Origin of the sequence: Aureibaculum koreense, from assembly GCF_034296135.1 — a bacterium.
Classification (GTDB): Bacteria; Bacteroidota; Bacteroidia; order Flavobacteriales; family Flavobacteriaceae; genus Aureibaculum.
This window is the reverse complement of sequence record NZ_JAXKVV010000023.1, coordinates 42,696-56,042: the sequence shown is the minus strand read 5'-3', so window position 1 is coordinate 56,042 and position 13,347 is coordinate 42,696. Positions and strand designations below refer to the sequence as shown.

Annotated in this window: 11 protein-coding genes; 5 read left to right on the top strand and 6 right to left on the bottom strand. The window is 35.0% G+C overall.

From position 1 onward, the window contains the following. Positions 1-93: 93 nt before the first annotated feature. Positions 94-348 carry a hypothetical protein gene (locus tag UMM65_RS14970; protein WP_321977705.1) on the top strand — a complete coding sequence of 85 codons (255 nt, stop codon included), beginning with the start codon at positions 94-96 and terminating at the stop codon, positions 346-348. Positions 349-372: 24 nt separating this feature from the next. Here UMM65_RS14970 and UMM65_RS14965 read toward each other — a convergent pair whose 3' ends face one another. The 6 genes from UMM65_RS14965 to UMM65_RS14940 all read right to left on the bottom strand — a co-directional run bounded on the left by UMM65_RS14965 (position 373) and on the right by UMM65_RS14940 (position 8,066). Next, positions 373-1,323 (bottom strand): OmpA/MotB family protein, encoded by a 951-nt coding sequence (locus UMM65_RS14965; protein ID WP_321977703.1) that lies wholly within the window; start codon positions 1,321-1,323, stop codon positions 373-375. 99 nt (positions 1,324-1,422) lie between these two features. Beyond that, on the bottom strand, positions 1,423-2,220 hold the full coding sequence (locus tag UMM65_RS14960) for an exodeoxyribonuclease III (RefSeq protein ID WP_321977701.1): 798 nt from the start codon (positions 2,218-2,220) through the stop codon (positions 1,423-1,425). A 73-nt stretch (positions 2,221-2,293) separates the two neighbouring features. Beyond that, a complete protein-coding gene (locus UMM65_RS14955) occupies positions 2,294-4,111 on the bottom strand; it encodes an AMP-binding protein (RefSeq protein ID WP_321977700.1) in 1,818 nt (605 codons plus the stop codon). Between the two features lie 11 nt (positions 4,112-4,122). Then, positions 4,123-6,420, bottom strand: coding sequence for a penicillin-binding protein 1A (locus UMM65_RS14950; protein ID WP_321977698.1), 2,298 nt, complete (start codon positions 6,418-6,420; stop codon positions 4,123-4,125). Then, complete coding sequence (locus UMM65_RS14945; RefSeq protein WP_321977696.1) at positions 6,413-6,904, bottom strand: gliding motility lipoprotein GldH; 492 nt, start codon at positions 6,902-6,904, stop codon at positions 6,413-6,415. Before UMM65_RS14945 ends, UMM65_RS14950 begins: the two co-directional genes overlap by 8 nt. After that, positions 6,897-8,066, bottom strand: a complete 1,170-nt coding sequence (locus tag UMM65_RS14940; RefSeq protein ID WP_321977695.1) for a PSP1 domain-containing protein — start codon at positions 8,064-8,066, stop codon at positions 6,897-6,899. The genes UMM65_RS14945 and UMM65_RS14940 overlap by 8 nt, the downstream gene beginning before the upstream one ends. A 209-nt stretch (positions 8,067-8,275) precedes the next feature. On the opposite strand from UMM65_RS14940, the gene UMM65_RS14935 reads away from it, so the two are divergent. The 4 genes from UMM65_RS14935 to UMM65_RS14920 all read left to right on the top strand — a co-directional run bounded on the left by UMM65_RS14935 (position 8,276) and on the right by UMM65_RS14920 (position 13,332). Further along, on the top strand, positions 8,276-9,649 hold the full coding sequence (locus tag UMM65_RS14935; RefSeq protein WP_321977693.1) for a peptidoglycan DD-metalloendopeptidase family protein: 1,374 nt from the start codon (positions 8,276-8,278) through the stop codon (positions 9,647-9,649). Then, the gene (locus UMM65_RS14930) at positions 9,650-10,807 is read left to right on the top strand and encodes a DNA polymerase III subunit (protein ID WP_321977691.1); all 1,158 of its coding nucleotides are present in this window, start codon (positions 9,650-9,652) and stop codon (positions 10,805-10,807) included. Positions 10,808-10,954: 147 nt separating this feature from the next. Beyond that, entirely contained in the window at positions 10,955-11,824 is an 870-nt protein-coding gene (locus UMM65_RS14925) for a M23 family metallopeptidase (protein WP_321977690.1), read from the top strand. Next, the gene (locus UMM65_RS14920; RefSeq protein WP_321977688.1) at positions 11,824-13,332 is read left to right on the top strand and encodes a GH3 auxin-responsive promoter family protein; all 1,509 of its coding nucleotides are present in this window, start codon (positions 11,824-11,826) and stop codon (positions 13,330-13,332) included. Before UMM65_RS14925 ends, UMM65_RS14920 begins: the two co-directional genes overlap by 1 nt. Positions 13,333-13,347 lie beyond the last annotated feature (15 nt).

The window sequence follows — 13,347 nt, the reverse complement described above, 5'->3', positions numbered from 1 at the left end:
CGCTACAAGATAAAATTACTGAGATGGTAAACCAACTAACTCCTGAACTTATAAAATCTATCACCAGTTATCAATTATACACTAAAACATTTTTTGAGTATTTTTAAATCAGAAATGGTATTAAATGAATCTGAAAAAATTGAACGAGAAATAGATCGTATAAAAAATATTTATGGTTGCCATGTTATCGCTAATGGATTGGTAAATTCATTGAAATATTATTTGCGTCTATTATCTGACACATCAGAATTTATAGAAAACTATGTAAATTTAGTAGAATCTGATAAAGCGTTAAAGTATGAACATAAAAAGCAATGGAATGTCATAATATCTGGAATGTCTCGCTAAGTTATAAAATGAATTCTCTCCATATCACTCCTCCAACAGCTCATTAATAGCATCTAAATTAGGTGCTAAAATGATTTCTATACGCCTATTTTTGGCTTTACCCGTTGAAGAAGCATTACTAGCTATGGGCATAAATTTACTACGGCCAGCAGCTGTAACTTGTTTGGGGTCAACGTTGTTATCCACTAAAATACGTACAATTGCTGTAGCTCTTTTTGTAGAAAGATCCCAATTGTCAATTAGTACGCCTTTTCCGCCATAAGGTACGTCATCAGTGTGTCCTTCGATCAAAACATCAATATCAGGATTTTGAGTCAACACCTCTGCTAAATTATTAACTGCTCTTCGCCCTTCGCTATTTACAGCCCAACTTCCAGAGCTAAACAATAATTTATTTTCCATGGAAACATAAACTTTACCGTTTTTGCGTTCAACGGTCAACCCTTTACCCTCAAAACCTTGCAACGCAGCAGAAACGGCATCTTTTAACTGTTGCATAGCGGCTTCTTTGGCCGCAATCAATCCTTCTAATTGATCTACCCGGGCTGAACGTTCACTTAGTTGACTTTGTAATTCTGCTAATCGGTCACTTTCGGCTGCAAGTTTAGCTTCCTTTTCTTGTAGTTGTACCAATAACTTCCTGTTTTCTTCTGCTTTAGCGGAGAGTTGCTGCTCGCTATCATTTGCCAAATTTTCATATTCTGCTTCTAGTTTGCTTTTTTTAGCCTCCAATTGATTTACAGCATTGGTAATTCGTTCTTTTTCTTCTGCGAGATTATCGAGTTCTGATTGCAACTTTAATCTTGCCGCTTCCAATTCTTTCTTTTGGTCGATCAAATCCTGATTTTCGCTAAATAAAGCTTCGTTACTTCCTCTGAGTTTATCATATTTTTCTTCAAGTTCGGTATATACTTTTTTAGAAACACAAGAACTGAATAAAGTTAAGGTTAGAATTAATAATGCTACTTTTTTCATAATTTAAAGTCTTTAGTCGGTGGTCTTTGGTTATTAGTCCAAAGCTATGATATAATTTAAAATTGTTTTTCTAAATGTTATTCATTCAAAATTTTCACGTCACAAACGTTCCCTTCCCTTGGGGAAGGGCTTGGGATGGGCTTCTATTTCCACTCCAATAGGACAATGGTCAGAATGTTTGGCTTCCGGCAAAATATAAGCTCTTTTCAACCTGTCTTTTAAAGGTTTAGATGCCATACAGTAATCAATACGCCAACCTTTGTTGTTATTTCTGGAATTAGCTCTGTAACTCCACCAACTGTAATGGCCTGGCTCTTTATTAAAATGCCTAAAAGTGTCTATAAAACCACTATCAATAAACTTGCCAATCCACTCACGTTCTATGGGTAAAAACCCTGAAACGCCTTTCATTTTTGGGTTGTGAATGTCAATTTCTTCATGGCAAATGTTATAATCGCCACAGATAATCAGGTTGGGGATTTCCTTTTTAAGTTCGTTTATATATTCCTGAAATTCAGCCATAAAATTAAGTTTAAATCCTAATCTGGCATCATTGGTTCCCGATGGTAAGTACAAGCTCATTATGGAAACATCATCAAAATCCAACCGTAAATTTCTACCTTCAAAATCCATTGTGGGAATACCTGTACCGTATTCCACATGGTTAGGTTTTGTTTTGGAGAGTACTGCCACACCGCTATATCCTTTTTTGTTAGCTGATAGCCAATAATGATAAGGATAACCCGCTTGTTCAAAAATTTCTAAGTCTAATTGGTCTCTATGGGCTTTGGTTTCTTGAATGCAAATAACATCAGGATTTACCGCTTGTAACCAAGTCATAAATCCTTTTTTTAAAGCCGCCCTTATACCGTTTACGTTGTAGGAAATAATATTCACTTTATTGATTTTTTATTTGTGGTTAGTTAGTTTTCGCAAAGTTCAAAAATAATTAATTATCAATAGCTATTTGTTAATCATTTCCCAAATACAAATCTCTAAGTTTTCTACGCATAACTTTGCGCGATGCCGTTCTGGGCAATTTATCGATTTTTTTAAGCTCCTTAGCTCTAAACAGCGGATTTAATTCTGTTTTTATCAATTTATTTACCACATTGAGGTATGTACCATTTTTTTCATCGCTTTCGTTAATGCCATTTTCAACATAATAAATCACAAGTGTACTCGGCCCACCATCCTCGGGGGAAACAGCAATAGCAGCAGATTCTTTAATAAAATCCAGCCGATTTACTACAGCTTCTATTTGAACCGAACTGACTTTTATTCCACCTAAATTCATGGCATCATCAACACGCCCCATGGCTTTATAATAACCATTTTCCAATTTCACTAGTTGATCGCCATGACGGCGTAATTTTTGCCCCTTGTAAGTAGGAGCATCTTTAAAGTAAACCTCGTGATGGTTTCTGTTCAATAACTTCTCCGACAATCCCATTATGGGTGGAATCAAAAAAATCTCTCCTTTATCGGCAACATTATTTTCATCATCTAACAAAACAAATTCACCTCCCAATGCCTGTGTTGAAAATGTGCTAGGTATATTTTCTTGCACCATTGTACTTGTAACATAACCACCACCTATTTCCGTACCGCCACAATATTCAATAATAGGTTTGTTATTGGCCAACTGCATTAAATATTCCATTTCTTTAGAATTGGATGCTTCGCCCGTTGAACTAAAACACTTAATAGCATTCCAATCTAAATTCTCGTTGCACTTGGTATTAATCCAATGCTTTACAATACTTGGCACCAAACCGAGCATGGTTACCTTAGCATTTTGCACAAACTCGCCAAAGTTTCTATCAATTGGGGCTTCATAGTACAATGCAATACTTGCATTATTTATCAGTGCAGCAAAAATGAGCCACGGTCCCATCATCCAACCTAAATTGGTAGGCCAACAAACTACATCGTTTTTCTGAATGTTATGATGATAATATCCATCAGACACTCCTTTTATAGGTGTAGTGTGTGTCCAAGGAATGGCTTTTGGTTCGCCCGTTGTTCCGGATGAAAATAAAATGGTTATTACATCATCAGGATTTTGAATTACGCTTTTAAAAGTTGTATTGTCCGATAAAAAATCGTCCCAAAATATATCATTCTTTCTCAAATTAATTGATTGCATAGTCGCCTTAATTACAACGGCTTTTGGAGTATTTGCTTCCACTACTTTTGAGTATAATGGTAAGGTTTTACCTGCTCTTAACAAGTAATCTTGAGTAAAAATAAGTTTGGGTTGGGTAATTTTTAATCGTACGGCAATTTCATTAGGTGTAAAACTATCTGCAACAGTTGCTACGGGAATTCCCGCTTTAATAGCTGCTAAATAAATAGCTACGGCTTTCAAGGTCATGGGCATATCAATGGCAATAACATCACCTTTTACGAGACCGGCATTGTACAAACTATTGGCAATGCGATTGACCAGTCTTTCTAAATTTTGTTGCGAAATCTTTTGAAGTTGCCCGTTTTCATCTTGATAAATTACCGCCGTAGCCTCATCGTCATTTTGAAAACAGCTATCCACAATATTAAATTTGGAACCTTTTAACCATTGTGGATTTTCAACATCAGTGCTATCAAAAACGGAGGTAAATGGTTTTGACAATTTAATCCCCAAATTATCGATGGTCTCTGACCAAAATTCTTTTTTGTGAGTAACCGACCATTGCCAAAAATTATGATAATCCGAAAAATGATGTTGTAGCATCATTTTTTGGATATTGCTTCTTTTTATAATCTCTTCACTAGGTTTCCAAGACATTTAAAGTCGGTTTAAAATTCAGGATCTTCAACGGTATCTCCATTAGAAATTTCTTGCTGCTTTTTATATTTTTCACAATCTAGCTCAATGTCAAGGCCAGAAGGTTTTTTAAAAGCCCCATCGCTAATTTCAAGTTCTTTATCTGCATAACATTTTTTCATATACAATGCCCAAATAGGTAGTGCCATAGAAGCACCCTGTCCTCTACCAATATCAGCAAAGTGTATGGCTCTATCCTCACCGCCAACCCAAACCCCGGTTGTTAAATTTGGCACAAAACCCATAAACCAACCGTCGGATTGATTTTGTGTTGTACCCGTTTTACCCGCAATAGGATTAGTAAATTTATATGGAAAGCCAGAAACAATACTGTCAGGATATTTACCCCATGATGTACGCAAACGTGCACCGGACCCAAATTGTGTAACTCCTTCCAATAAATTCACAACTGTATAAGCAGATTCTTCGCTCAGCACTTCTTTGGTTTCAGGTGTGAAATTGTCAATAACAGTCCCATTTTTATCTTCAATACGTAGCACCATCATAGGCTTTACATACATACCTTTATTAGGAAATGTATTGTACGCTCCTGTCATTTCAAACAGTGATAGATCTACACTCCCCAATGCAATAGCTGGCACCTCTGGAATTTCATTTTCAATTCCTAAATTCTTTGCTAATTTAACCACGTTTTGAGGTGTGGTTTTATCAATCAATTGAGCAGTAACAACATTGGTAGAAGTTGCCAATGCATTTTTTAAGGTTTTAAATCCACCGTATTTATGGTCCGAATTATCAGGTGCCCAGTCTTTATCCAATCCATATTTTCCTTTTGGTATGGTCCAAATGGTATTAGACAGTTCCTCGCAAGGCGATATTTGTAATTGATTGATGGCCGTAGCATATACAAAAGGCTTAAAAGTAGAACCTACTTGACGTTTCCCTTGTTTTACCTGATCGTATTGAAAATGCTTGTAATTGATGCCGCCTACCCAAGCTTTTACATGCCCTGTCTGTGGCTCCATTGACATTAAACTTGCACGCATAAAAGATTTGTAATATCTTATAGAGTCCATCGGTGTCATTAAAGTATCTATTTCACCTTTCCATGAAAATACACGCATTTCCGTTTTTTCTTCAAAAGATTTTTTAATATCCGCTTCGGAAATTCCTGCTTTTTTCATCCTTTTGTAACGGTTAGAACGCTTCATGGCAGACTCCATATTCCGCTCAATTTGTTTTTCCGTTAAATCGTAAAAAGGAGCTTTTTTATTCTTTGCTTGTTGCTTGTTAAAAACACGTTGCAGATTTGCCATGTGTTCTTGCATAGCATCTTCAGCGTATTGCTGCATACGGGAATCTAAGGTTACATAAATCTTTAAACCGTCTCGGTAAATATTATATTCCGTACCATCAGGTTTTTTATTATCCTTAACCCAATCTTTTAAAAAGCTACGCAAGTATTCCCTGAAGTAAGTGGCAACACCATAACCCGTATCTTCTGGAGAAAAATTGATGACCATTGGCAATTTTTGCAAAGAATCTTTTTGCTTTAATGTAATTACCTCATTTCTTTCCATTTGTTTTAACACTACATTTCGTCGTTGTTTGGCAATTTTTTTGGTACGCTCCCTTTGCGGATTGTACAAACTAGGATTTTTAAGCATGGCTACCAATACTGCTGCTTCTTCTATTTTTAAATCCTTAGGTTCTTTACCAAAATAGATTCGAGCAGCAGAACGCAAACCTACAGCATTATATAAGAAATCCTGCTTATTAAAATACATGGTAATTATTTCATCCTTAGTATATTGTCGCTCTAACCTTAGGGCAATAATCCACTCTTTAATTTTTTGTAAGAGTCTTTCTGGAAGGTTTTTTGAACCCTCACCATGAAACAACAACTTTGCCAATTGTTGTGTTACGGTACTTGCCCCACCATCGCGACCAAAATTTGCAAACGCTCTGGCAGTTCCATAAAAATCAATACCTGAATGTTCGTAGAAACGAACATCTTCAGTGGCAATTAAGGCCTTTACTATATTTTCAGGGATATCTTTATATTTAATGGGCGTTCTATTCTCGTTAAAATATTTTCCTAGGGTTTTATCGTCAATAGAAATTACTTCAGTAGCCAAATTATTTTCAGGGTTTTCAAGCTCTTCAAAAGTTGGTAATTTACCAAACACACCTAAAGAGCCAAGCAAAAACAACAGAGCTATAACCCCAAAACCACTTAAAAACAATATCCAGAGCCATTTTGTATATTTTTTAAATACAGCTGTGTTTTCTGATTTTTTCTTAGTCATTTGTATTCATTTTTTCAATTTTTAAACCTACATCCGTAACACCGTTTAACAATGTTATTCCGTCAACTTCTCCACTTTTACGCATTGCATGTTGAATTGAAAAGGTATAAGTGCCAGTAGTAGGAAAAATTACATTGGTTTTAAATTCTAATGGATTTTCTTTAAGATCGGTAAAACCTTCGCCCAAAAATTTGCCCTCTGCATCGGTCATTTCATATTCTAACGTATCTACAACTTTATAATTGTTAGGAAAGTCTATCCCAACAATTAAAAATAAATTACTGTAGCCATAATCGTTATTGTTTCTGAGATTAATATATAAATTGTTTCTTGAGACAGTATCTATTGGATTGAATTCGAACTTAACGATAGAATCCTTATGCCATTCAGCATTTGGCATTGATTTATATTGATCGAAAACCAAATTGTTAGTACATGAAATTAATAATATTAAAACGATAAGTAGTCCTAAAATATTACGCATTTTTGCGGGGAGATTTTCTTTTGTTATTTCTGTTCTTTCTTCTCTTGTTGTTCTTTTTCCCTTTCTTTTTATCAAATCTAGTTAAACTGTCTTGACCGACCACATTGGTAAAAACTTTTTCAGAAACTGGAGCTAAATTCGTTTTAGAAGCATACATTTCTAAACTAGCTACTTTTTTTCCCTCTTTATTCAGTTTTATAATTTCATTTACCTGATCTACCTCAAGATCAACCCATTGCATGGGATTGTCTTTATAAGCATACCAAAGTAAGCCTTTAAAAATATCCATTTTTTGGAAAACGGCTGTTCCTTTTTCAGTTTGCAACCAAGTATCGGTTTTTGGGAAATTTTTTAAAGCATCTAGATAAGAGTCCAACTCATAATTTAAACAACATTTTAATTTACCACATTGTCCAGCTAATTTCTGAGGGTTCAGGGATAGCTGTTGGTATCTGGCAGCTGATGTGCTAACGGATCTAAAATCGGTCAACCAAGTAGAGCAGCACAATTCCCTGCCACAAGAGCCAATACCGCCAAGTCTGGCCGCCTCTTGACGCAATCCGACCTGTTTCATTTCTACCCTAATTTTAAAGGTCGAGGCCAATTCTTTGATTAACATTCTAAAATCCACCCGCTCATCTGCTGTGTAGTAAAATGTTGCTTTATTGCCGTCTCCTTGAAATTCAATATCCGAAAGTTTCATTTTAAGACCTAAACGGGATACAATTAATCTCGATTTACGCTGTACTTCCTGCTCTTTGTCTCTAGCTGATTGCCAAACATCAATATCACGTTGAGAGGCTTTTCTGTAGATTTGTTTTATTTCTTCGCTATCAAAACCAACATCTTTTTTACGCATTTGTATTTTAACCAATTCACCGGTTAAGGAAACCGTGCCAATATCATGTCCTGGGGAAGATTCTACCGCGACAACATCCCCAATAGCAATGGGCAGGTTTTTTGTATTCTTAAAAAAATGTTTTCTGCCGTTTTTAAAACGCACTTCGGCAATATTAAAAGTGGATTGGCTATTTGGTATATTCATATTAGATAGCCAATCAAAAACCGTTAATTTATCACAACTCCCCGTACCACAGCTTCCATTACTTTTGCATCCTTTAGGTACACCATTTGTATCCGTAGAGCAACTATTACAGCTCATATTTGTAAATTATATTTAAAATTACACCTATTGAAAAAGCATAATGTTAATTCATATTCAATCAATATGCAATAGGTTTTCTACTGCATCATTTTGATTTTTTATTAATCTGTAAATATAATTATAATTCATAACTTTAAAAGTTAATAAATTTATATTTAAAAATTAGGTACTTTTGTTTGAAGAACCTTTGCTAAAATAAGCTAAACATGTATAAATTATTACTAGTATTATTATTGTTGCCATTGTTCGGTTTTTCTCAAATAATTGGGGAAGCGAATGGTGGGGAATTCAAATTTAATCCTGACAATATACCCTGTATAACGGATGAGGTCAAGGCAAAAATCAATGCTGAAGTAGAGGTTAACGTTGCCTATTTGCAGCAACAAGGGAAATTATCGTTTAAAAAATCTAATTTGGCTGCACCTACCTTTATTTGGCCAGTCAAAAAATCTGCAACTGCAGAGTTTAATGATGTTTGGGCAATCTCCAATTACGTAGACCATGATGCGATGTTTCCCGATAAATTGGAAGATTACAATTGTGGTGCCAGAACTTATGATACTGACGATGGCTATAACCACTCAGGAACCGATATTTTTACATGGCCTTTTTCCTGGTATCAACAAGAAAACAATATTGCTGAAGTTGTAGCTGCTGCACCTGGTAAAATAGTTTATAAAAATGATGGAGAATCTGATATGAGTTGTAACTTTAATTCTAACAATTGGAACGCGGTTTATTTAGAACATAGTGATGGTAGTAGAACTTGGTATGGTCATTTAAAGAATGGTAGTTTAACTGCAAAAAATGTTGGAGATGACGTTGTAGAAGGTGAATATTTAGGCATCGTGGGAAGTTCAGGTAATTCAACTGGGCCACATTTACATTTTGAGGTTTATGATAGCAGTAATAATTTAATAGACCCTTTCAACGGCAATTGTAATAATATCACAACTTGGTGGCAAAACCAACCCGATTATCGTGACCCAAATATCAATGCCGTTTTAACACATTCTTCTCCACCTATATTTAATACTTGTCCAGCAACTGAAACCACTAATTTACAAAATAAATTTTTGCCAAATACAAACGTTGTCACTGCTGTTTATTTAAAAGATCAACTCGCCGGTACAACTGCTTTTTGGAGATTATACAGACCTAACAACACATTTACACAATGGACTAACAATTTAGCAAATACTTATGGGAGTTCTTATTGGTATTGGACTTTTAATAACTTGTCTCAATTAGGCACATATAGATTAGAAGTTACTTATCAAGGTCAAAAAGTTACTCATGAGTTTGAGGTAGCAACGACCTTAGGTGTAGAAGATGAAAAATTGGCAAAAGTATCAGTATCTCCAAATCCTTTCGACTCTCAGATAAAAATTTCTGGTTTTTCGTTAGAACAGGCAGACTATAAAATATCCGTCTATAACCAATTAGGACAAAAAGTTGTTCAGAAAAATGGATTTACTGAGCAATTAGAGTTGTATTTTCTGTCAGAAGGGTTGTACTTTCTGAATATTAGTAATAAAGCTACAGGAGGTTCTAAATCTTTTAAAATCATAAAAAAATAAATGCTTTTTTCAGACATTATAAATCAAGAAACAGTAAAAAAACAGCTTTTTTATAGTGTTGAAAGTGGACGGATTCCCCATGCACAATTATTTGTAGCCCCAAAAGGTACAGGTGCTTTGCCTTTAGCTATTGCATACTCCCAATATATTTTGTGCAATAATAAAGATGGTGAAAATACCAATGGTAACGAAGCTTGTAATATTAAGGTTAATAATTTAAGTCACCCCGATCTGCATTTTGCTTTTCCTGTTGCCACTACGGATAAGGTAAAAAGACACCCTGTAAGTGATTTGTTTTTAGAAGAATGGCGTCAGTTTTTAAAAGATAACCCTTACGGAGATTTACTAAACTGGTACGCACATCTGGGGATAGAAAATAAACAAGGGCAGATTGGCGTAGATGAAGCCGAAGCCATTGTAAAAAAACTAGTCTTAAAATCATACGAAGGTGGACATAAGGTGATGATTATTTGGATGGCGGAAAAGTTAAATACCGCAGCTGCCAATAAATTACTTAAACTGGTAGAAGAACCGCCCAATAAAACTATCTTATTGTTGATTACCGAAAATCAAGAACAGATTATTAGTACCATTTTATCGCGTTGTCAAGTCATAAAATTAAAACCTTTAAGTGAAAACCATATCAAAGATGCATTGATGGCACAAGAAGACATTTCAGAAAATGAAGCTCTGAAAATTGCCCATCAATCGGATGGAAATTGGAATAAAGCTTTACATATTTTAAATAATTCTACTAATGAAGAACAATTTGAACAATGGTTTATTACTTGGGTTCGCACTGCTTTTAAAGCGAAAGGCAATGCAGCTGTAATACAAGACTTGATAGCTTGGAGCGATGCTATTGCCAGTAATGGAAGGGAAGTTCAAAAAAGTTTTCTAAACTATTGTCTGCAGTTTTTTAGACAAGCCATGCTCAAAAATTATACAGCAGATTCATTGGTTTTTTTAGAACCTTATACCGAGACTTTTGATTTAGACAAATTTGCTCCATTTATACATAGCGGAAATATTTTGGAAATTTCTAACGAATTAAATGATGCCATTTATCATATTGAACGTAACGGCAATGCTAAGATAATTTTGTTGGATTTATCCATAAAATTGACACGATTGTTGCATCAAAAAGAGAACGCATAAGATAAGTTGTTCATCCTGTTTTTATTTTGTGGATATATGAACTTATAATCAATTTTATTTTCTGGATATCAGATAATAAATATATTAATCTGTACTTTCCCAAACCGTTCCAAACTCAAAAAACCGTCGTATATTTGTTATTTCCATATGGCAAAACAAAAAGTAAATAAAGCAAAAATCAAAGAAAAATTGACGTTTAAATACCGTTTTGTGGTATTGAACGAAGATACTTTTGAAGAACGTTTTTCTTTTAAACTTAACAGGCTTAATGTGCTGATATTAAGTTCTTTGTTTTCTGTTCTGTTAGTGGGTTCCACCATTTTTTTAATTGCATTTACGCCTTTAAAAGAATATATTCCTGGGTATTCTTCTACCGCTTTAAAGAAAAAAGCTACAGACTTGGTTTATAAGGTAGATTCCTTACAACAAAAGTTAGCCGTTAACGATGTCTATCTTCAAAATATTCAACAAGTCTTGACTGGCAAAGTAAAAGACATTGCCATAAATAGGGACTCTATTGAACAACAATTGCAGATTGAAGATGTAAATTTAGATAATAACATTTCCCCAATTGATTCTGCTTTTAGAGAAGAAGTTGAGCGTGAAGACAGGTTTAGTGTTTTTGAAAAAGCTACCAAAAAGACAGATTTAGTGTTTTTTGCACCTATTTCAGGTAAAATTACAGATGTTTATAATCCCGAAGAAAAACATTATGCCATAGATATTGCGGTTGAAAAAGATTCTCCCGTAAAGGCTGTAGCTGATGGAACCGTTATTTTTACGGGCTTTACCGCAGAAACAGGGTTTGTAATTATTTTAGAGCATCAAAAAGGATTTTTATCTGTTTACAAACATAATTCGTCTCTGCACAAAGAGCAGGGCGATATTGTAAAATCGGGTGAGGCGATTGCCAATGCTGGCTCTACGGGCGAATTATCCACAGGTCCTCATTTGCATTTTGAATTGTGGAACGACGGTTTTCCTGTTAATCCCATAAATTTTATAGATTTTAAGTAATGCGTATCAAATCTATTTTAGCGAAACCCATTGCTAAGCGTATTCAAAAACGAACCTATAAATGGGCAAACGTTCCCGAAAAAACCCAAGAAAAAGTATTCAAAAAACTGATCACTCAGGCGAAGAATACCACTTTTGGGAAAGAACATAATTTCGATAAAATTAAGAGCTATCAAGATTTTAAAAAACAAGTTCCCATTAGGGACTATGAGGACTTAAAACCTTATATTGAGCAAATATTGAAAGGTAAATCGGATGTGCTTTGGCACGGGAAACCTCTTTATTTTGCCAAAACCTCTGGCACTACTTCAGGAGCGAAATATATTCCACTCACGGCAGCATCTATGCCTTTTCACATTAAAGCAGCTCGCAATGCTTTGTTGATGTATATTGCCGAAACTGGCAATGCCGATTTTGTTAATGGTAAAATGATCTTTTTACAGGGCAGCCCAATAATTAATGAAAAAAACGGTATAAAAATGGGGCGGTTATCAGGAATAGTAGCTCATTTTGTGCCTAATTACCTACAAAAAAACAGAATGCCCAGCTGGGAAACCAATTGTATTGACGATTGGGAAACCAAAGTTGACACCATTGTTGATGAAACATTACAAGAAGATATGACGCTAATTAGCGGCATCCCTTCTTGGGTTCAAATGTATTTTGAAAAATTAATGGCTAAAACTGGTAAAAGCATTAGTGAAATTTTTCCAAATTTCAATTTGTTTGTTTATGGTGGTGTAAACTATGAGCCTTACCGAAATAAATTTGAAACAATGATGGGCAAAAAAGTTGATTCCATTGAATTGTTTCCAGCATCGGAAGGGTTTTTTGCTTATCAGGACAAACAGAATGAAAAAGGGATGCTACTCCTATTAAATAGCGGTATTTTTTATGAATTTGTTAAGGCTGACGAATTTTTTGACGAAAGTCCTGAAAGGCTTACAGTAGCCGATGTAGAATTGGGCGTAAATTACGTAATGATAATTTCGACCAACGCCGGGCTTTGGGCCTATAATCTTGGCGATACGGTTCAGTTTACTTCGTTAAAACCACTTAGGATAATTGTTTCGGGTAGGATTAAACATTTCATTTCTGCTTTTGGCGAACATGTTATCGCCAAAGAAGTTGAACAAGCTTTGAAGGATGCTACAGCTGGTACAACTATTGAAGTTAATGAATTTACGGTGGCTCCACAGACCAACCCTGAAAGCGTATTGCCCTATCACGAGTGGTTTATTGAATTTGAGAAAGAACCCGCTAATATGGTTGATTTTCTAACTAAAATGGACAATAGTATGCAACAACAAAACTCGTATTACTACGATTTAATTACTGGTAATATTTTGCAACCCTTAAAAGTAACCAAAATAAAAAAGGACGGTTTTCAAGAATACATGAAATCTATCGGTAAATTAGGCGGACAAAATAAGATACCAAGATTATCAAACGACAGGAAAATAGCGGATCAGTTGGCGGAATTCAGAATTGATCAATCAGCCAATTAACGAAACGATTGTAAT

Excerpts from the sequence above, each read along its gene's own strand:
- UMM65_RS14965 (WP_321977703.1), bottom strand. The coding sequence starts at position 1,323 with ATGAAAAAAGTAGCATTATTAATTCTAACCTTAACTTTATTCAGTTCT.
- UMM65_RS14955 (WP_321977700.1), bottom strand. The coding sequence starts at position 4,111 with ATGTCTTGGAAACCTAGTGAAGAGATTATAAAAAGAAGCAATATCCAA.
- UMM65_RS14950 (WP_321977698.1), bottom strand. The coding sequence starts at position 6,420 with ATGACTAAGAAAAAATCAGAAAACACAGCTGTATTTAAAAAATATACA.
- UMM65_RS14945 (WP_321977696.1), bottom strand. The coding sequence starts at position 6,904 with ATGCGTAATATTTTAGGACTACTTATCGTTTTAATATTATTAATTTCA.
- UMM65_RS14940 (WP_321977695.1), bottom strand. The coding sequence starts at position 8,066 with ATGAGCTGTAATAGTTGCTCTACGGATACAAATGGTGTACCTAAAGGA.
- UMM65_RS14935 (WP_321977693.1), top strand. The coding sequence starts at position 8,276 with ATGTATAAATTATTACTAGTATTATTATTGTTGCCATTGTTCGGTTTT.
- UMM65_RS14930 (WP_321977691.1), top strand. The coding sequence starts at position 9,650 with ATGCTTTTTTCAGACATTATAAATCAAGAAACAGTAAAAAAACAGCTT.
- UMM65_RS14925 (WP_321977690.1), top strand. The coding sequence starts at position 10,955 with ATGGCAAAACAAAAAGTAAATAAAGCAAAAATCAAAGAAAAATTGACG.
- UMM65_RS14920 (WP_321977688.1), top strand. The coding sequence starts at position 11,824 with ATGCGTATCAAATCTATTTTAGCGAAACCCATTGCTAAGCGTATTCAA.